The sequence below is a fragment of the Pseudomonas sp. C1C7 genome, from assembly GCF_013359595.1.
GTDB lineage: Bacteria > Pseudomonadota > Gammaproteobacteria > Pseudomonadales > Pseudomonadaceae > Aquipseudomonas.
In genome coordinates this window covers 80,766-99,640 of sequence record NZ_JABFMP010000026.1, presented here as the reverse complement: position 1 = coordinate 99,640, position 18,875 = coordinate 80,766, and the positions used below count along the sequence as shown (strand labels likewise).

Here is an 18,875-nt window from a genome sequence, read left to right as displayed (position 1 = left end):
AGAATTCCCATGTCGCAATCGATTCGTGACAACCTCAAACGCATGCTCGCGCCCCAGCACGTGGCGTTCGTCGGCGGCCGCAGCATGGCCCGCGCCCTCAAACGCTGTGCCGAGGGTGGCTACCAGGGGCAAATGTGGCTGGTCAATCCGCAGCACGACAGCCTCGAAGGCGTGCCGTGCGTGCGCAACATCGCCGACTTGCCTTGCGGGCCGGACGCGGTGTTCATTGCCACCAACCGTGAGCTGACCCTGACCTGCGTCGCCGAACTGGCCGCCATCGGCACCGGCGGCGCCATCTGCTACGCCTCCGGTTTCGCCGAAGTCGGCGCCGAGGGCCAGGCCCTGCAACGCCAGCTGCTGGATGCGGCCGGCGACATGGCCTTGCTCGGCCCCAACTGCTACGGCTTGCTGGACTACCTGCACAGCTCCGCGTTGTGGCCGGTGGCGCATGGCGGCAAGGCGGTGGAGAAGGGCGTGGCGGTACTGACCCAGAGCGGCAACTTCGCCTACAACCTGTCCATGAGCGACCGTTCGCTGCCGGTGGCCTACATGGCGTCGGTGGGCAATCAGGCGCAACTGGGCGTGGCGGAACTGATGGACGTGTTGCTCGATGAGCCACGGGTCACCGCCATCGGCCTGCACATGGAAGGCTTGAAGAACGTGCCGGGTTTCGCCCGCGCCGCGCACAAGGCGCTGGAGAAGGGCATCCCGATCATCGCCCTGAAAACCGGCGTCTCGCAGATCGGCGCCGAACTGGCCCTGAGTCACACCAGTTCGCTGTCCGGTTCCGATGCCTTGTACGACGCGCTGTTCGACCGCCTCGGAGTGATCCGCGTCAGCGGCCCGGTGAGCTTCGTCGAAACCCTGAAAGCGGCGGCCTGCGGCAACCTGCCGGCGGGTGACAGCCTGATCGCGCTGGCCTGTTCCGGTGGCGACGCCGGGCTGATTGCCGACTATTGCGAACGCAACGGCCTGACGCTGCCCAAGCTGGACAACGGACAGGTCGCTGAGCTTGCAACCGTGCTGCCGAGCTACGCCAACCTGGTCAACCCGCTGGACTTCACCACAGCGATCTGGGGCGACGGCGAAGCGTTGAACACCATGCTCGACACCGCCCTGCGCACCGAAGCCGACGCGGCGATGCTGGTGCTCGACTACCCGGCGCAGTTCACCGGCGAGCGCAAGGAATGCGACCTGCTGCTGGACCTGTACTGCAAGGCGCTGGAGCGCCATGGCAAAACCGGTTTCGTCACCTCGGCCTTCCCGGAACTGCTGCCACCGCATGCCCGTGAGCGTCTGCACGTCCAGGGCGTCGCGGCCTTGCAGGGTGTCGAGGACGGCCTGGCTGCCTGGGGCCGCATCGCCGGTTACCAGCGCAAGCGTCAGGCGCTGTTGGCGCTGGGTGAATCGGCACTGGTGCCGCTCTGCCCGCAAGCGCTTGCAGGCGAAGGCGAGTTGCTTAACGAATGGGATTCGAAACAGGCCCTGCGCGAGTTCGGCCTGCCGACGCCAAACGGTGTGCTGAGCAGTCCGGCCCATGCATTGAAGGATGCGCAAAAGCTCGGCTACCCGCTGGTGCTCAAGGCGGTCAGCGCACAGTTGCCGCACAAGACCGAAGCCGGCGCCGTGGCGCTGAACCTCAAGGACGACGCCGCGCTGACTGCCGCGCTGGAAAAAATGCGCGCCAGCATCAAGGCCTACGCGCCGGACGTGGCCTTCGATCAACTGCTGCTGGAGCCGATGGCCAAGCCACCGCTGGCCGAGCTGATTGTCGGCATCAAGCGTGAAAACGATTTCGGCCTGGCCCTGGTGATCGGCGCCGGCGGCATTCTGGTGGAGTTGCTCAAGGACAGTCGCAGCCTGCTGCTGCCGACCACCGACGGCGCCATCCGCCAGGCCTTGCTGAGCCTGCGCAGCGCCGCGCTGCTGCAAGGTTTCCGTGGGCGCGAAGCAGCGGATCTCGATTCGCTGGTGAGCGCGATTCGTGCGGTCGCCGACTACGCCTGCGAAAACGCCGCGCAGTTGCTGGAACTGGATGTGAACCCATTGTTGGTCGGTGCCGAAGGCACGACCGCGGTCGATGCGTTGATTCGCCTCGGCCATGCGTGAGGACCTGAACATGCAAAACAAAACCTTGACCGGTGGCCAGGCGCTGGTGCGTCTGCTGGCCAACTACGGCGTCGACACCGTGTTCGGCATTCCCGGCGTGCATACCCTGGAGCTCTATCGCGGCTTGCCCGGCAGCGGCATTCGCCACGTACTGACCCGTCACGAGCAGGGCGCCAGCTTCATGGCCGACGGCTATGCCCGGGTCAGCGGCAAGCCCGGCGTGTGCTTCGTCATCACCGGTCCCGGCGTGACCAACGCCGCCACCGGCATCGGCCAGGCCTACGCCGACTCGATCCCGATGCTGGTGATTTCCAGCGTCAACCACACCGCCAGCCTGGGCAAGGGCTGGGGCATCCTGCACGAATGCCAGGACCAGCGCGCCATGACCGCGCCGATCACCGCGTTCTCGGCGGTGGCCCTGACGGCGGAAGATCTGCCTGAGCTGATCGCCCGTGCCTACGCGGTGTTCGACAGCGAGCGTCCGCGTCCGGTGCACATTTCCGTGCCGCTGGACGTACTGGCGGCGCCGGTGGCCCGTGACTGGAGCAATGAAGTGGTGCGTCGTCCGGGGCGCGGTACGCCTGCTGCCTCTGTGTTGGACGAAGCCGTTGCCAGGCTGCACGCCGCCAAACGCCCGATGATCATCGCCGGTGGTGGCGCGCTGAATGCCGCTGCGCAGTTGCAGGAGCTCAGCACTCGTCTGGCTGCGCCGCTGTTCACCAGCGTCGCCGGCAAGGGCCTGCTGCCGCCGGACGCGCCGCTGAACGCCGGTTCGTCCCTGTGCGTCGAGCCCGGCTGGAACCTGATCGCCGAAGCCGATGTGGTGCTGGCGGTCGGTACCGAAATGGCCGACACCGATTTCTGGCGCGAGCGTCTACCAGTCAATGGTGAAGTGCTGCGGGTGGACATCGACTCGCGCAAGTTCAACGACTTCTACCCATGCGCCGTTGCCCTGCAAGGCGATGCGCAACAGACCCTGGCCGCCTTGCTCGAGCGCCTGTCGCCAGAGGTGCGCGACGCCAGCGCGGCAGTCGCCAGGGTTGCGGCCCTGCGTGACGCGGTGAAGAGCGGTCACGGCCCGTTGCAGTCGATCCATCAGGCGATTCTTTCGCGCATCGCCGCCGAACTGCCGGCCGATGCCTTCATCAGCACCGACATGACCCAGCTGGCCTACACCGGCAACTATGCCTTCGATTCGCTGGCGCCACGCAGCTGGCTGCACCCGACCGGCTACGGCACCCTGGGCTACGGTCTGCCAGCCGGCATCGGCGCCAAGTTCGGCGCGCCGCAGCGTCCGGGCCTGGTGCTGGTGGGGGACGGCGGTTTCCTCTACACCGCGCAGGAACTGGCAACCGCCGTCGAAGAACTGGACAGCCCGCTGGTGGTGCTGCTGTGGAACAACGATGCCCTGGGGCAGATCCGCGACGACATGCTCGGCCTGGATATCGAGCCCATCGGCGTGCTGCCGCGCAACCCGGACTTCGCCGGCCTGGCCCGTGCCTTCGGTTGCACCGTGACCCAGCCGCAAAGCCTGGCCGAGCTGCAAACCGACCTGCGCAACGGCTTCAAGCGCAACGGTGTGACCCTGATCGAACTCAAGCACGCCTGCGCGCAGTGAAGGGGGAATAGACCATGCGTTTTTCCGATCTGACCCAGCGTATCGCCGGTGACGGCGCCGCGGCCTGGGATATTCACTACCGCGCGCTGGCCAAGCGCGAGCAGGGCGAGGACATCCTGTTGCTGTCCGTGGGCGACCCGGATTTCGACACCCCGCAACCGATCGTGCAGGGCGCTATCGACAGCCTGTTGTCCGGCAACACTCATTACGCCGAGGTGCGCGGCAAGCGTGCCTTGCGCGAGGCCATCGCCAAGCGCCATTCCCAGCGCAGTGGGCAACAGGTTTCGGCGGATGAGGTGACCGTACTGGCCGGCGCACAATGCGCGCTGTTCAGCGTGGCCCAGTGCGTGCTCAACCCGGGCGATGAAGTGATCGTCGCCGAGCCGATGTACGTCACCTACGAAGCGGTTTTCGGTGCCTGCGGTGCCGTGGTGGTTCCGGTGCCGGTGCGTTCGGAAAACGGCTTTCGGGTCATGCCCGAAGACGTCGCCGCGCGCATCACCCCGCGTACTCGCGCCCTGGCCCTGAACAGCCCGCACAACCCGTCCGGCGCGAGCCTGCCGCGCAGCACCTGGCAGGCCTTGGCAGAACTGTGCATCGCCCATGACCTGTGGCTGATTTCCGATGAGGTCTACAGCGAGCTGCTGTTCGAAGGCGAGCACGTGAGTCCGGCGAGCCTGCCGGGCATGGCCGAGCGCACCGCGACCCTCAACAGCCTGTCCAAATCCCACGCCATGACCGGCTGGCGCGTCGGCTGGGTGGTGGCGCCGCCGTCGTTGGCCGCGCACCTGGAAAACCTGGCGCTGTGCATGCTCTATGGCTCGCCGGACTTCGTCCAGGACGCCGCCGTGGTCGCGCTGGAAAGCAATCTGCCGGAACTGGACGCCATGCGCGAAGCCTATCGCCAGCGCCGCGATCTGGTCTGCGAAAGCCTGGCCGATTGCCCAGCAATCCGTGCCCTCAAGCCCGATGGCGGCATGTTCGTGATGGTCGATATCCGCGAAACCGGGCTCAGCGCCCAGGCGTTCGCCGACCGCCTGCTCGATCGCCACGGTGTTTCCGTGTTGGCCGGCGAAGCCTTCGGGCCGAGCGCGGCCGGTCATATCCGACTCGGGCTGGTGGTGGGGGCCGCGCCGTTGCGCGACGCCTGCCAGCGCATCGCCCGTTGTGCTGAAGAATTGATGGAGGCTGTGGTAGATGCTTGATTACACCGCTCTGTATATCGATGGTCGCTGGCAAACCCCGTCGGGCAAAGGTGTCGCCCAGGTGATCAACCCGGCCACCGAAGAAGTGGCCGGCAGCGTGCCGCTGGGTGATGAACGCGACGTCGACAACGCCGTGGCGGCAGCGCGCAAGGCGTTCGCCTCGTGGTCGCGCACGCCGTCCAGCGTGCGTGCCGGCTACATCCGCGCCTTGGCTGAACAACTGAAAACCCGCGCCGATGAAATGGCCGCGGTGATCACCAGCGAACTGGGCATGCCGGTGCAGTGGTCGCGTTCGGTGCAGGTCGACGGGCCCATTGTCGGCCTTGAGCAATACATCGAACTGGCCGGCGTGATGGACGAAGTGCGCGAAGTCGGCAACTCGCTGGTGATTCGCGAAGCGGTGGGCGTCTGCGCGTTCATCAATCCGTGGAACTACCCGCTGCATCAACTGATCGGCAAGCTCGCCCCGGCATTGGCGGCCGGTTGCACGGTGGTGGTCAAGCCGAGCCAGGACACGCCGCTGCACGCGTTCCTGCTGGCGCAGATGATCGAAGACATCGGGCTGCCTGCCGGGGTGTTCAACCTGGTCAGCGGACCGGGCTCGAAAGTCGGCGAAGCCCTGGCCAAACACCCGGACGTGGACATGGTGTCGTTCACCGGCTCCACCGGTGCCGGGGTGCGGGTCTCCCAGGCTGCGGCGCCTTCGGTCAAGCGCGTGTGCCTGGAATTGGGCGGCAAGTCGGCGCTGCTGATTGCCGAGGACGCCGATCTGGACGCCGCCGTGCGCTATGGCGTGCAGGACGTGATGATCAACTCCGGGCAGACCTGCACCGCGCTGACCCGCATGCTGCTGCCGGCCAGTCGTTACGCCGAGGCGGTGGAGATTGCGCTGCAAGAAACCCTGAGCCTGAAGATGGGCGATCCGCTGGACCCGCAGAGTTTCCTCGGCCCGATGTGTTCCGAAGGGCAGCGCCGCACCGTGCTCGACTACATCCGGATCGGTCAGGAAGAGGGCGCACGCCTGCTGTGCGGCGGCGAGTCGACGGCTGACTTCGAACGAGGCTACTACGTCAGCCCGACGCTGTTCGCCGACGTCGACAACAGCATGCGCATCGCCCAGGAAGAGATCTTCGGCCCGGTGCTGTGCCTGATCCCTTACGAGGATGAGGCCCAGGCCATCGAGATCGCCAACGACTCGCCGTTTGGTCTGTCCAGCGGCGTCTGGGCCGGCAGCACCGAGCGGGCCTTGCAATTGGGTCGTCAGTTGCGGGCCGGCCAGTGCTTCCTCAATGGCGCGGCGTTCAACTATCAGGCGCCGTTCGGCGGCTACAAACAGTCCGGCAACGGTCGGGAGTGGGGGGAAGAGGGACTCAACGAATTCGTCGAAGTGAAGGCGATTCAGGTGTGACGTCTGGCGATTCAAGGTTGGAACGCACCGGGCCCAGGCCCGGTGCTTTGCGTGGTTTTGATAAAGCTGCAGAACTGGAATTCCATTAGCGATCTATCAGGGGCAAGGCAATGAGCGATAACAAAAACAAGATTACTCAAGCGAACCACGAACTGGGCTTCCCGCGTCGGGATTTCCTCAAGTACAGCGCGGCGGCGGCGGCAGTGGCCGGCGCATTTTCCATGGGCCTGCCGCTGGGCGCTTTCGCCCAGGAAGCCACGCCCAAGGCTGGCGGCGTATTGCGCCTGGGTCTGGCTGGGGGCAGCACCACCGACTCCAAGGACCCGGGTTCCTGGGCCGACACCTTCACCTTTGTCGGCTTCTCGGCGGTCTATAACACCCTCACCGAAATCGCCGTCGACGGCACTGCGATTCCCGAACTGGCTGAAAGCTGGACCTCGACGCCGGACGCGCGGGTCTGGACCTTCAAGCTGCGTCAGGGCGTGACCTTCCACAACGGCAAGACCCTGGACGCCGGTGACGTGGTGGCTTCGATCCAGCATCACCTGGGGGAAAAATCCACCTCGGCGGCGAAAACCGTGCTGGGCGATGTGGCCAAGGTTAGCGCCAATGGCAGCGACAGCGTGGTGTTCGAACTGCATTCGGGCAACGCCGACTTCTCCTATGTGGTCGCCGATTACCATCTGGTGATCATGCCAGGCAAGGACGGCACCCCGGACTGGCAGGCCGGCGTCGGCACCGGTGGCTATCGTCTCAAGGACTTCGAGCCGGGCGTGCGCATGACCCTGGAACGCAGCCCGGACTACTGGAAGCCCGGGCGTGCGCACTTCGCCAGCGCCGAGCTGATCGCCATCGCCGACGGCGCCGCGCGGGTCAACGCGCTGGTCACCGGGCAAGTGGATGTGATCAACAAGGTCGACCTCAAGACCGTGGCGCTGCTCAAGCGAAACCCGAACCTGGCGATCGAAGAAACCAAGGGCGCCCAGCACTACACCTTCCCGATGCTCACCGACAGCCAGGTGTTCGCCAACAACGACGTGCGCCTGGCGATGAAGCACGCGATCAACCGAGAAACCCTGCTGGCCTCGGTGCTGCACGGCTACGGCCTGGTGGGCAACGACCACCCGATCCAGCCGGGCAGCCGCTTCATCAACACGGCGCTGGAGCAGCGCACCTACGATCCGGACAAGTCGCGTTTCTACCTGAAACAGGCCGGCCTGGATTCCCTCAAGGTGCGCCTGCAGGCGTCCGATGCGGCGTACACCGGCGCGGTGGACGCCTCGGTGCTGTTCAAGGAGCAGGCCCGCGCCGCCGGGATCGACATCGAGGTGGTGCGCGAACCGGCGGACGGGTTCTTCTCCAACGTCTGGATGAAGCAGCCGTTCACCACCTCGTTCTGGTACAGCAGCCTGACCGCCGACCGCATGTTCAGCATCGGCTACGCCAAGGGCGCGGCCTGGAACGAAACCCACTGGGACAACCCGCGCTTCAACCAGCTGCTCAACGCCGCCCGCGGCGAAATGAACGACCCGCTGCGCCGCGAGATGTACAACGAAATGCAGGCCCTGTGCCGGGATGACGGCGGCGCGATCGTGCCGCTGTTCGCCAGCTCCGTGGCCGCACGCTCCAACCGCGTCGCCCACGGCGGCCAGACCGCGCCGTATGGCGAGCTGGACGGGTTGCGGGTGATCGAGCGTTGGTGGCAGGCGTAAGCCTCAGTAAAAAACGATGAAGATCCCTGTGGGAGCTTATGCCAGCCAGTAAGTGACACATTTGTGTTCGGCTTGGCTGACTGGCATGAGGGAAAGCTTACTCCCACAGTAGGGAATTGCAGTCTTCAAAGATGTGCCCATTTAAGGAACTACGCAGTGAACAGTATTTTCAAGCTGCTACTTCAACGTCTGGCATTGGGGCTGTTATCGCTTTTCGCGGTGTCAGTGATCATTTTTCTCGCGGTCGGCATGCTCCCGGGCGATATCGCCCAAGCCATGCTCGGCCAGGCCGCCACCCCGGAAACCGTGGCCGCCTACCGGGCGCAACTGGGCCTGGACCTGCCGCCGCTGACCCGCTTCGGGCACTGGATCTGGCAACTGTTGCACGGTGACCTGGGCATGTCGCTGGCCAACCAGCGGCCCATCGCCGAACTGGTCGGTACGCGGCTGGGCAACACCTTCAGCCTGGCGCTGCTCGCCGCGCTGATCTCGGTGCCGCTGGCTTTGCTGCTGGGGATGCTCGCGGCGCTGTATCGCAACAGCTGGTTCGATCGCCTGCTCAACACCTCGGCCCTGAGTGCGGTGTCGTTCCCCGAGTTCTTCGTCGCCTACATCCTGATCCTGGTGTTCGCCGTAAAACTCAACTGGTTCCCGAGCATTTCCAACCTGTCGCCGGACGCGTCCCTCGGTGAGGTGCTGCAGCGCTCGGTGCTGCCCGTCGCCACCCTCAGCCTGGTGGTGATCGCCCAGATGATGCGCATGACCCGCGCCTCCCTGATCAACCTGCTGGCCAGCCCGTACATCGAAATGGCCCGGCTCAAGGGCATCAGCCAATCGCGGATCATCTTCCGCCACGCCTTGCCCAACGCCCTGGCGCCCATCGTCAACGTGGTGGCGCTGAACCTGGCGTACCTGGTGGTCGGCGTGGTGGTGGTCGAGGTGGTGTTCGTCTATCCGGGCCTGGGCCAGTTGCTGGTGGACTCGGTGGCCAAGCGCGACATCCCGGTGGTGCAGGCCTGCAGCCTGATCTTCGCCGCGACCTACATCCTGCTCAATACCAGTGCCGACGTGCTGTCGATTGCCAGCAACCCGCGCCTGATGCATCCGAAGGGGTAAGCCATGAGCCTGTTCAAACAACTATTGCGGGCGCCGCTGAGCGCCAAATTCGGGCTGCTGGTGATTCTGCTGTACATCCTGGTGGCCGTGTTCGCGCCGGTGCTGGCGCCGTTCGGCGAAACCCAGGTGGTGGGCGAGGGCTTCGCGCCGTGGGGCGGGCAGTTCTTGCTGGGCACCGACAACCTGGGGCGCGACATGTTCAGCCGTCTGGTCTACGGCGCGCGCAACACCCTGGGCATTGCCTTCCTGACCACACTGCTGGCGTTCCTGCTCGGTGGCCTCAGTGGCCTGATCGCGGCGATCAAGGGCGGCGCGATCGATCAGGGCCTGTCGCGGGTGGTGGACATCCTGATGGCGATTCCGCAACTGATCTTCGCCTTGCTGATCCTCAGCGTGGTGGGCACCAACGCCGTGTCCCTGGTGCTGGTGATCGCGCTGCTGGACGCGACCCGGGTGTTTCGCCTTTCGAGGGCGGTGGCGATGACTGTGGTGGTGCAGGACTTCGTCGAAGCCGCGCGCCTGCGCGGTGAAGGCCTGTGGTGGCTGGTCACCCGCGAAGTGTTGCCCAACGCCGCGGCGCCGTTGATTGCCGAGTTCGGCCTGCGTTTCTGCTTCGTGTTCCTGTTCATCAGTGCGCTGTCGTTCCTCGGCCTGGGCATTCAACCGCCGACCGCCGACTGGGGCAGCATGGTGCGCGACAACGCCGTGCTGATCACCTTCGGCGACATCAGCCCGCTGCTGCCGGCGCTGGCCGTGGCCCTGATCACCGTGAGCGTCAATTTCGTCGTCGACTGGATGCTGCACAAATCCAGCGGCCTCAAGGAGTGCTGAACATGACGACCAAACCTTTGCTGGAAATCCGCAACCTGCACATCGAAGGTCACTACGAGGACGCCTGGCATCCGCTGATCAAGGGCATCGACCTGACCCTGCAGCGCGGCGAGGTGCTGGGGCTGATCGGCGAGTCCGGGGCGGGCAAGTCGACCCTCGGCCTGTCGGCCATGGGCTACACCCGCGACGGTTGCCGCATCACTGGCGGCTCTGTGCATTTCGACGGCATCGACCTGCTCAACGCCAAACCTGAAGCCCTGCGTCAGCTACGTGGCTTGCGCATCGCCTACGTTGCGCAAAGTGCCGCGGCGTCGTTCAACCCGGCCCATCGGCTGATCGACCAGCACGTGGAAACCGCGGTGAAGAACGGCGGCATGAGCCGCGAGCAGGCGATGGCCGAGGCGGTAGAGCTTTATCGGGTACTGCGTCTGCCCAACCCCGAGAAGATCGGTCAGCGGTATCCGCATCAGGTCTCCGGCGGGCAGTTGCAACGGGTGATGACCGCCATGGCCATGGCCTGTCACCCGGATTTGATCATCTTCGACGAACCGACCACTGCGCTGGACGTCACCACCCAGATCGAAGTGCTGGCGGCGATCCGCGATGCCGTGGCGACCTACGGCAGCGCCGCGATCTACATCAGCCACGACCTGGCGGTGGTGGCGCAGATGGCCGACCGCATCATGGTCCTGCGCCACGGCAAACTGGTGGAAGAGGCCGAGACCCGCAAGATGCTCGGCGATCCCCAGGAGGACTACACCAAGTCGCTGTGGGCGGTGCGCAGTTTCCGCACCGAACCCAAGCCGTGCCCGCAGCAGGAAAAACCGCTGCTGGAACTGCGTCAAAGCTGCGCCAGCTACGGCGATCAACCGGTGCTGCACGATGTCTCGCTCAAGCTCTATCGCGGCCAGACACTGGCAGTGATCGGCGAGTCCGGCAGCGGCAAGAGCTCCACGGCGCGGCTGATCACCGGGCTGCTGCCGCCGACCTACGGCCAGGTGCTGTACGACGGCCAACCGCTGCCGGCGGATTTTCGTCAGCGCAGCAAGGAGCAATTGCGGCGCATCCAGATGATCTACCAGATCCCCGACACCGCGCTCAATCCGCGCCAGCGCATCGTCGATATCATCGGCCGGCCGTTGACGTTCTACCTGGGCCTCAAGGGCAAGGCGATGCGTGCGCGGGTGGCCGAGCTGCTGGAGATGATCGAGCTGGACCCGGCGAAGTACATGGATCGCCAGCCCCGGGAATTGTCCGGCGGACAGAAACAACGGATCTGCATCGCCCGGGCACTGGCGGCCGATCCGCAGCTGATCATCTGCGACGAAGTGACCTCGGCCCTTGATCAACTGGTGGCCGAAGGCGTATTGAAACTGCTCAACCGCATTCAGCAGCAACTCGGTGTCGCTTACCTGTTCATCACTCACGACGTCGCCACCGTGCGGGCGATTGCCGATGAGGTGCTGGTGATGCAAAAGGGCAGGGTGGTGGACCACGGCTCGCGCAGCGCCATCTTCACCCCGCCGCATCAGGATTACACCGGGCTGCTGTTCTCCTCCGAACCGCAAATGGACCCGGACTGGCTCGACCAACTGCTGGCCAGCCGCGCAACGAATACAAACCCTACGCTGGAAAAAGTCTAAGGAATCACCATGAAAGTACTGATCGTCCACGCTCACCCCGAGCCAAAATCCTTCACCGCAGCCCTGCGCGACCAGGCCGTGACGACCCTCGAAGCCCAGGGCCACGAAGTGCAGGTCAGTGACCTGTACAAGATGAACTGGAACCCGGTGGCCAGCGACGCCGACTTCTCCTCCCGGGAAAACCCCGATTACCTGGTGTACGCGCTGGAACAACGCCTGGGCGTGAAAAGCCAGTCACTGGCGGCAGACATCCAGGGCGAACTGGACAAGCTGCTCTGGGCCGACCTCGTCATCCTCAACTTCCCGATCTTCTGGTTCTCGGCGCCTGCCATGCTCAAGGGCTGGATCGACCGTGTACTGGTCTCGGGCATCTGCTACGGTGGCAAACGCTTCTACGATCAGGGCGGGCTGGCGGGCAAGAAGGCCCTGGTAACCGTGACCCTGGGCGGGCGTGAGCACATGTTCGGCGAAGACGCGATTCATGGCCCGCTGCAAGACATGCTGCGCCCGATCCTGCGCGGGACGTTGGCCTATGTCGGTTTTGATGTGCTGGAGCCGTTCGTGGCCTGGCATGTGCCGTATATCAGCGATGAAGCGCGTCAGGCGTTTCTCAAGGATTACGCGCAGCGGTTGCAGCATCTGAGTGATGATCAGCCGTTGGTTTTTCCGAGGTTGTCGCAGTTTGATGACAAGCTCTACCCACTGCCTGCCAAGGCCTGAGCCTTTGCAGGAGCTGTCGAGTGAAACGAGGCTGCGATCTTTTGATCTTTCAAAGCAGAATCAAAAGATCGCAGCCTTCGGCAGCTCCTACGGTTTCGGGGTTTCAATGCAAATCCCGCATCCACCGAAGGTCCCCTGTGGGAGCGGGCTTGCCTGCGAAGAGGCCAGCAGCTTCAACATCTCCTTTGCCTGACCTACCGTGATCGCGGGCAAGCCCGCTCCCACAGTTTTTGATATCCAACGCACGTAATTCCCGCCCGCATTGTTCTGATTACGCAAACACTGAAGTCGCCGAGATTGGAATTGTTGGGGGAGGGGCTGGCTTGTAGCCTCCTTCACGTCGAGTACCACGATTTGCCAACGATCGAATGGTGTTCGGCGGCCTAATAAAAATAAGGAAGGCAGATATGAATATTCGTGCATGGGTGTGCGCAGCGACCCTGTTCGCCCCCGTTCTGGGTGCCGGTGTTTTGTTTCCCTCGATGGCTGGTGCGGCCGACGATCCCATGGGGTCGCTGGTGCGCAGCGTGTTCGGCGACAGCCTCGAAAGGGATCACGGCATCAAGATCTATGGTTGGGCCCAGGCGGGTGTGATCTATAACAATAACGGCACGGATGACGTCAGCAAGCAGAGTTTCTTCAATACCGACGAAGGCGTGAACCTCAATCAGTTCGCCCTGGCCGTGGAGAAGAAACCCAAGAGCAACGTGGTCGGGCGAGTCGGGCCGTTCCCGGGGCCGATGCCTCAGGAAGCCGACTGGGGTTTCAACGTGACCACGCTGTACGGCAAGGACGCGCGCTACTTCAAGACCTACGGCTGGGACGAGGACCTGAGCGCCAATCGCAACAACAAGCCTGAGGACCCGGCGCTGACCATCGCCCAGGCCTACGTCGATTTCTACTTCCCGGTGCTTGGCGGGTCCGACCTGATGATCGGCATCTTCCACACCCCGCTGGAAAACGAAATCGGCTTCGCCTTGCCGTCCCCGGCACCCACCGATTTCTACTCCCACACCTATTCCTTCATGCACGGCCCGGCCAAGCATGCCGGTGCGCTGTACTCGTTCAAACTGCCATCGGCGCCTGGCGAAAGCATGCTCGGCTTCGAGCTGGGCGTGGTCCAGGGCTGGAACAACCTGCAGGATCCCAACCACGACCCGGACGTAATCGCCAACCTGCGCTGGCGCTCGGCGGATTTCAACACCTGGATCGACTGGGAAAACATCTACGGCAACGGCGCCGGCGACAGTTTTGCCGAATGCAGCTGCGGCTCGCCGATTCCGGCCGGCACCAAGGAAGACGATTTCAAGCGTCTGGCCTCGTACCTGACCCTGTCGCAAGTGCTCGATCCGAACAACCGCGTGGCCCTGGAGCTGAACTACGGCAAGCAGAAGGACGGCGCTTTCGCCGGGTTCGCCAACAAACAGGACGGCACCTGGTACGGCACCGATCTGAACTGGTACCACAAGCTCAGCGAAAACCTCATGTGGAACAGCCGCGCCGAGTGGTTCTACACCGACGCGCCGGTGCACGTGATGATGGCCAACATCGACCCGAACACCGGCATCCCCGACCCGACCTGGGGCAGCTTCTACGGCGTCACCACCAACCTGGCCTGGACCCCGTCACCCAACGTGCGCCTGCGTCCGGAACTGCGTTACGACATCCACTCCGGCCCCGGTCGCGACGCCTACGCCGACGGGGAAAAGGACTCGCAGGTGGTCGCGTCCTTCGACGTCACGCTGTTCTTCTAAACCGATTCCCCCCGATTACCCCTGACCCTGCGTGCTGGCCCGGCCACACGTGGCGACCCCGTTCGTCCAGGCTTTTGGAGTATTTACATGACTGACAACAACGATAAAAACCTGTTTGGCCGCGATTTCTCCCGTCGCGCATTCCTGCGTGGCACCGGTGTCGCCGCCGGTGGCGTGGCGCTGGCGAGCCTGCCGTTGCGATTCGCCATCGGCGGTGAACGGGTCATCAAGCTCGGCTACGTCAGCCCGCAGACCGGTCCGCTGGCGCCGTTTGCCGCAGCCGATAACTACATCATCGAATCCCTCAAGCAGGTGCTGAAGAACTCCATCAACATCGGTGGCAAGGCCTATCGCCTGGAAGTAATCGTCAAGGACAGCCAGTCCAACCCCAACCGCGCGGCGGAGGTGGCGAGCGAGTTGATCCTGTCGGACCAGGTCGACCTGATGCTGGTGTCCTCGACCCCGGAAACCACCAACCCGGTGTCCGACCAGTGCGAGATCAACGAGATCCCCTGCATCTCCACGGTCGCGCCGTGGCAGCCGTGGTTCTTCACCCGTGGCGGCAAGCCGGACCAGGGTTTCGAGTGGACTTACCACTTCTTCTGGGGCCTGGAGGATGTGATCGGCGCCTACACCGCGATGTGGGGCGCGATGCCGTCCAACAAGGTGGTCGGCGGCCTGTTTCCCAACGATGGCGACGGCAATGCCTGGGGTGATCAGAAGCTCGGCTTCCCGCCGGTGCTGGCGCAAAAGGGTTTCCAACTGGTCGACCCCGGTCGCTTCCAGAGCCTGACCGACGATTTCTCCGCGCAGATTGCCGCCTTCAAAAAGGCCGAGGTCGAGGTGGTCACTGGTGTGGTGATCCCGCCGGACCTCAGCACCTTCTGGACCCAGGCGCGCCAGCAGGGCTTCAAGCCCAAGGCCGTGTCGGTGGGCAAGGCGCTGCTGTTCCCCACGGCGGTCGAGGCACTGGGCAAGGCCGGCAACAACCTGTCGACGGAAATCTGGTGGAGCCCCACGCACCCGTTCAGCTCGTCGTTGACCGGTGCCAGCGCCGGCCAGCTCGCCCAGGGTTTCACCCAGGCCACCGGCAAGCAATGGACCCAGCCGTTGGGTTTCGTCCACGCGCTGTTCGAGCTGGCGGTGGACATCCTCAAGCGCACCGAAGAGGTGGGCAACGCCCATGCGGTACGCGATGCCTTGCTCAAGACCAACCTCAACACCGTGGTCGGGCCGATCAACTGGAACGGCGGGCCGGTGAAGAACGTCGCCAAGACGCCACTGGTCAGCGGCCAGTGGCGCCTGGGCAGCGACAGCAAATACGACCTGGTGATCACCAGCAATGCCAGCGCCCCGGCGATTCCTCTGGGCGGCGAGATGCAGGCGATTACCTATTGAGCGGGCAACGGGACACAGGTGCACCATGCAACAACCACTTCTGCAACTGAGTGACGTGCACAAGAGCTACGGCTCAGTGAAGGTCACGGACGCCATGAGCCTGGACCTGCAACCGGGGGAAGCCCTGGGCATCATCGGCCCCAACGGCGCCGGTAAAAGCACGCTGTTCAACCTGATCGCCGGTGGCGTCGCGGCGGATCAGGGCCGCATCCGTTTCGAAGGCCGTGACGTCACCCGCGAACCGGTGTTCAAGCGCTGCCAGCAAGGCATTGGCCGTTCCCACCAGATCCCGCATCCGTTCGTGAAAATGACCGTGTTCGAGAACCTGCTGGTGGGGGCGACGTTCGGCGCGCGCCTGGGCGACAAGGAAGCCAGCCAATGGTGCGCGCAGACCCTGGAACTGACCGGGCTGATGCGCAAGGCCAACGTGCTGGCCGGCTCCCTGACGCTGCTCGACCGCAAGCGCCTGGAAATGGCCCGGGCGCTGTCGACCCAACCACGCCTGCTGTTGCTTGACGAAATCGCCGGCGGCCTGACGGAACCGGAGTGCCTGGCGCTGGTAGAGACCATCCAGGGCATCCACAAGTCGGGCGTGGCCATCATCTGGATCGAACACATCGTGCATGCCTTGCTGGCGGTGGTCAGTCGCCTGACCGTGATCAACTTCGGCGCCAAGCTGGCCGAAGGTGAACCCCACAGCGTCATGGCCGACCCCAGGGTCCAGGACATTTACATGGGCATCGGGAGCTGAGCCATGAGCACCAGTCTTTTATCTATCGACAAACTCTGCGCCGGCTACGGCGACTTCCAGGCGCTGTTCGACATCAGCCTGAACCTGGAAGCCGGCGAGACCGTGGCGATCATCGGCTCCAACGGTGCCGGCAAATCGACCTTCCTGCGCTCGCTGGCCGGGTTGATCAGCAATCAGCCCGGTGCCATTCGTTTCAATGGCCAGGCCATCGGCGACATGCCGGCCAACCGGGTGCTGGAGCAGGGCATCGCCTTGGTGCCCGAGGGCCGCAAGCTGTTTCCTTCGCTCAGCGTCGAGGAAAACCTGCTGATCGGCGCCTACAGCAAACGCCCGGGGCCCTGGACCCTGAAGCGGATTTATCAGCTGTTCCCGGTGCTGGAAAAACTGCGCAAGCGCCCCGGCACTGCGCTGTCCGGCGGCCAGCAGCAAATGGTCGCGATCGGTCGCGGGCTGATGGCCAACCCGCAGTTGCTGCTGTGCGACGAAATCAGCCTCGGCCTGGCACCGACCACCATCAAGGACATCTATGCCGCGCTGCCTTCGATCAAGGCCGATGGCACCACGGTGATTCTCGTCGAACAGGACATCAATCAGGCGTTGAGTGTGAGTGACCGTTTCTATTGCTTCCAGGAAGGGCGGGTGTCCCTGACCGGGCGGCCAGGGGATGCGGACAAGGCACAAATCAAAGCCGCGTATTTCGGGATCTAGTGATGGAATGGCTAAATACTTTGCTTCAAGGCGTATTGCTCGGTGGCCTGTACGCGATGTTCGCGGTGGGCCTGTCGCTGATGTTCGGCATCATGCGTCTGGTCAACATCGCCCATGGCGACTTCATCGTGCTGGCGTCGTACCTGGCGCTGGTGGTGGTCAACCATCTTGGTTTCAGCCCGCTGGCCAGTCTGCTGATGGTGGTGCCGTTGATGTTCGTCTTCGGCTATCTGCTGCAGCGGTTATTGCTCAACCGCACCTTGGGCAGCGACATCCTGCCGCCGCTGCTGGTGACGTTTGGACTTTCGATCATCGTGCAGAACGTGCTGCTGGAATTTTTCAGCGCCGACAGCCAGAAACTGTCCCAGGGTGAGCTTGAGGTGGCCAGCGTCGGTATCGGCAGCCTGAGCGTCGGGGTGATGCCGCTGATCGTGTTCGGCAGTGCGTTGCTGATCATCGGCGGCCTGCAACTGTTGTTCTACAAGACTTCGCTGGGCCGGGCGTTCCGCGCCACCTCCGATGACCAGCACACCGCGCGACTGATGGGCGTGAACAATGCGCACATCTTCGGCCTGGCGATGGCGCTGGCGATGGCGGTGGTGTCGATTGCAGGGGTGTTCCTGGCGATTCGCACCAGTTTCGATCCCACCGTGGGGCCGGCGCGACTGTTGTACGGTTTCGAGGCGGTGATCATCGGCGGCCTGGGCAGCCTGTGGGGCACGCTGGCGGGCGGGGTGATCCTCGGCGTCGCGCAGACCCTGGGGGCGAAGATCGATCCCGGCTGGCAGATCCTCGCCGGTCATCTTGTGTTTCTGCTGATCCTGGTCGTGCGTCCGCGTGGCCTGTTTCCCCGGAGTGTCGACTGATGAATGCCTTGAACAATCCCGCGCCGGTTTATCGCGTACAGCGCACGACCACCAGCAGCACTATTGGCCTGTCACTGCTGGGGCTCTGTGTGCTGGTGTTGCTGACCGCGCCACTCTGGGCCGATCGCGCCAGCCTGCGGCTGGTGGTGGAGTTCGCCTATTACCTGGCCCTGGCGCAAATGTGGAATCTGCTGGCCGGTTACGCTGGCATGGTGTCGGTGGGGCAGCAGGCCTTCGTCGGCCTGGGTGGGTATCTGCTGTTCATGCTGGCCAGCCAGTTGGGCGTGCCACCATTGTTCGCGGTTCTGCTCTCGGGGGTGCTGGTGGCAGTGCTGGCGATTCCCACGGCGCTGGTGGTGTTTCGCCTGCGCGGGGCTTACTTCGCGATCGGCACCTGGGTGGTGGCAGAGGTATTCCGCCTGGGCCTGGCGCAGATGAGCAGCCTGGGCGGAGGGTCGGGGCAGAGCCTGCCGGCGGCGATCGTAAGGCAGATCGGCAATGACCGGGACGGGCGCGAAACCTTGATCTACTTCACCGCCCTGGCCATCGCCATGGGTGCGGTGGCGGTGGTGTTCTTCCTGCTGCGCTCGCGGCAGGGGCTGGCGCTGGCATCGATCCGCGATTCGGAACCAGCCTCGGGTAGCCTTGGGGTGGATACCTTGCGCACCAAGTTGATGGTCTATGTGCTGGCCGCCGGATGTACGGGTGTGGTCGGGGCGCTGATCTTCCTGCAGAAGCTGCGGATTTCGCCGGACGCGGCGTTCAGCCTGCAGGACTGGACGGCGGTGGTGATCTTCATCGTGATCATCGGCGGCATCGGCACCCTGGAAGGGCCCTTGATCGGCACGCTGATCTACTTCGTGCTGCGCGGTTGCCTGGCGCAGTACGGCGCGGTGTACATGATCATCCTCGGCGTGGTGGCGGTGGTGATGATGCTCAAAGCCCCGCAGGGGGTGTGGGGGTTGATCAGCGAGCGATTGGGTTGGCAGGTGTTTCCGATGCAACGACGCCTGAAGGGGTACCAGGACCTGTAATC

The 18,875-nt window shown here is 64.2% G+C and carries 15 protein-coding genes; all 15 read left to right on the top strand.

Annotation, left to right across the window (positions count from 1 at the left end):
- Positions 1-9: 9 nt before the first annotated feature.
- Positions 10-2,109: an acetate--CoA ligase family protein gene (locus tag HNO86_RS20560; protein ID WP_175378767.1), complete on the top strand. Its 2,100-nt coding sequence runs from the start codon at positions 10-12 to the stop codon at positions 2,107-2,109.
- A gap of 10 nt (positions 2,110-2,119) precedes the next feature.
- Positions 2,120-3,727, top strand: a complete 1,608-nt coding sequence (locus HNO86_RS20555) for a 5-guanidino-2-oxopentanoate decarboxylase (protein ID WP_175378766.1) — start codon at positions 2,120-2,122, stop codon at positions 3,725-3,727.
- A 14-nt stretch (positions 3,728-3,741) separates the two neighbouring features.
- The gene (locus HNO86_RS20550; RefSeq protein ID WP_175378765.1) at positions 3,742-4,932 is read left to right on the top strand and encodes a pyridoxal phosphate-dependent aminotransferase; all 1,191 of its coding nucleotides are present in this window, start codon (positions 3,742-3,744) and stop codon (positions 4,930-4,932) included.
- On the top strand, positions 4,925-6,340 hold the full coding sequence (locus HNO86_RS20545; protein ID WP_175378764.1) for an aldehyde dehydrogenase family protein: 1,416 nt from the start codon (positions 4,925-4,927) through the stop codon (positions 6,338-6,340). Before HNO86_RS20550 ends, HNO86_RS20545 begins: the two co-directional genes overlap by 8 nt.
- Positions 6,341-6,450: 110 nt before the next feature.
- Positions 6,451-8,052, top strand: coding sequence for an ABC transporter substrate-binding protein (locus HNO86_RS20540; protein ID WP_175378763.1), 1,602 nt, complete (start codon positions 6,451-6,453; stop codon positions 8,050-8,052).
- 156 nt (positions 8,053-8,208) lie between these two features.
- Entirely contained in the window at positions 8,209-9,168 is a 960-nt protein-coding gene (locus HNO86_RS20535; protein WP_175378762.1) for an ABC transporter permease subunit, read from the top strand.
- 3 nt (positions 9,169-9,171) lie between these two features.
- A complete protein-coding gene (locus HNO86_RS20530) occupies positions 9,172-9,999 on the top strand; it encodes an ABC transporter permease (protein ID WP_175378761.1) in 828 nt (275 codons plus the stop codon).
- Between the two features lie 2 nt (positions 10,000-10,001).
- Positions 10,002-11,642 (top strand): ABC transporter ATP-binding protein, encoded by a 1,641-nt coding sequence (locus tag HNO86_RS20525; protein ID WP_175378760.1) that lies wholly within the window; start codon positions 10,002-10,004, stop codon positions 11,640-11,642.
- A 9-nt stretch (positions 11,643-11,651) separates the two neighbouring features.
- On the top strand, positions 11,652-12,362 hold the full coding sequence (locus HNO86_RS20520) for an NAD(P)H-dependent oxidoreductase (protein WP_175378759.1): 711 nt from the start codon (positions 11,652-11,654) through the stop codon (positions 12,360-12,362).
- Between the two features lie 407 nt (positions 12,363-12,769).
- Complete coding sequence (locus tag HNO86_RS20515) at positions 12,770-14,116, top strand: outer membrane beta-barrel protein (protein WP_175378758.1); 1,347 nt, start codon at positions 12,770-12,772, stop codon at positions 14,114-14,116.
- Between the two features lie 87 nt (positions 14,117-14,203).
- On the top strand, positions 14,204-15,514 hold the full coding sequence (locus tag HNO86_RS20510) for an ABC transporter substrate-binding protein (protein WP_175378757.1): 1,311 nt from the start codon (positions 14,204-14,206) through the stop codon (positions 15,512-15,514).
- 25 nt (positions 15,515-15,539) lie between these two features.
- Positions 15,540-16,265: an ABC transporter ATP-binding protein gene (locus HNO86_RS20505; RefSeq protein WP_175378756.1), complete on the top strand. Its 726-nt coding sequence runs from the start codon at positions 15,540-15,542 to the stop codon at positions 16,263-16,265.
- Between the two features lie 3 nt (positions 16,266-16,268).
- Positions 16,269-16,973, top strand: a complete 705-nt coding sequence (locus HNO86_RS20500) for an ABC transporter ATP-binding protein (RefSeq protein ID WP_175378755.1) — start codon at positions 16,269-16,271, stop codon at positions 16,971-16,973.
- Positions 16,974-16,975: 2 nt separating this feature from the next.
- A complete protein-coding gene (locus HNO86_RS20495) occupies positions 16,976-17,839 on the top strand; it encodes a branched-chain amino acid ABC transporter permease (RefSeq protein ID WP_175378754.1) in 864 nt (287 codons plus the stop codon).
- A complete protein-coding gene (locus HNO86_RS20490) occupies positions 17,839-18,873 on the top strand; it encodes a branched-chain amino acid ABC transporter permease (RefSeq protein ID WP_175378753.1) in 1,035 nt (344 codons plus the stop codon). Before HNO86_RS20495 ends, HNO86_RS20490 begins: the two co-directional genes overlap by 1 nt.
- Positions 18,874-18,875 lie beyond the last annotated feature (2 nt).

What these genes read in the sequence shown, in the direction of transcription:
- HNO86_RS20560 (WP_175378767.1), top strand. Translation starts at nt 10, where the DNA reads ATGTCGCAATCGATTCGTGACAACCTCAAACGCATGCTCGCGCCCCAG.
- HNO86_RS20515 (WP_175378758.1), top strand. Translation starts at nt 12,770, where the DNA reads ATGAATATTCGTGCATGGGTGTGCGCAGCGACCCTGTTCGCCCCCGTT.
- HNO86_RS20505 (WP_175378756.1), top strand. Translation starts at nt 15,540, where the DNA reads ATGCAACAACCACTTCTGCAACTGAGTGACGTGCACAAGAGCTACGGC.
- HNO86_RS20495 (WP_175378754.1), top strand. Translation starts at nt 16,976, where the DNA reads ATGGAATGGCTAAATACTTTGCTTCAAGGCGTATTGCTCGGTGGCCTG.
- HNO86_RS20530 (WP_175378761.1), top strand. Translation starts at nt 9,172, where the DNA reads ATGAGCCTGTTCAAACAACTATTGCGGGCGCCGCTGAGCGCCAAATTC.
- HNO86_RS20550 (WP_175378765.1), top strand. Translation starts at nt 3,742, where the DNA reads ATGCGTTTTTCCGATCTGACCCAGCGTATCGCCGGTGACGGCGCCGCG.
- HNO86_RS20540 (WP_175378763.1), top strand. Translation starts at nt 6,451, where the DNA reads ATGAGCGATAACAAAAACAAGATTACTCAAGCGAACCACGAACTGGGC.
- HNO86_RS20490 (WP_175378753.1), top strand. Translation starts at nt 17,839, where the DNA reads ATGAATGCCTTGAACAATCCCGCGCCGGTTTATCGCGTACAGCGCACG.
- HNO86_RS20510 (WP_175378757.1), top strand. Translation starts at nt 14,204, where the DNA reads ATGACTGACAACAACGATAAAAACCTGTTTGGCCGCGATTTCTCCCGT.
- HNO86_RS20525 (WP_175378760.1), top strand. Translation starts at nt 10,002, where the DNA reads ATGACGACCAAACCTTTGCTGGAAATCCGCAACCTGCACATCGAAGGT.
- HNO86_RS20500 (WP_175378755.1), top strand. Translation starts at nt 16,269, where the DNA reads ATGAGCACCAGTCTTTTATCTATCGACAAACTCTGCGCCGGCTACGGC.
- HNO86_RS20545 (WP_175378764.1), top strand. Translation starts at nt 4,925, where the DNA reads ATGCTTGATTACACCGCTCTGTATATCGATGGTCGCTGGCAAACCCCG.
- HNO86_RS20555 (WP_175378766.1), top strand. Translation starts at nt 2,120, where the DNA reads ATGCAAAACAAAACCTTGACCGGTGGCCAGGCGCTGGTGCGTCTGCTG.
- HNO86_RS20520 (WP_175378759.1), top strand. Translation starts at nt 11,652, where the DNA reads ATGAAAGTACTGATCGTCCACGCTCACCCCGAGCCAAAATCCTTCACC.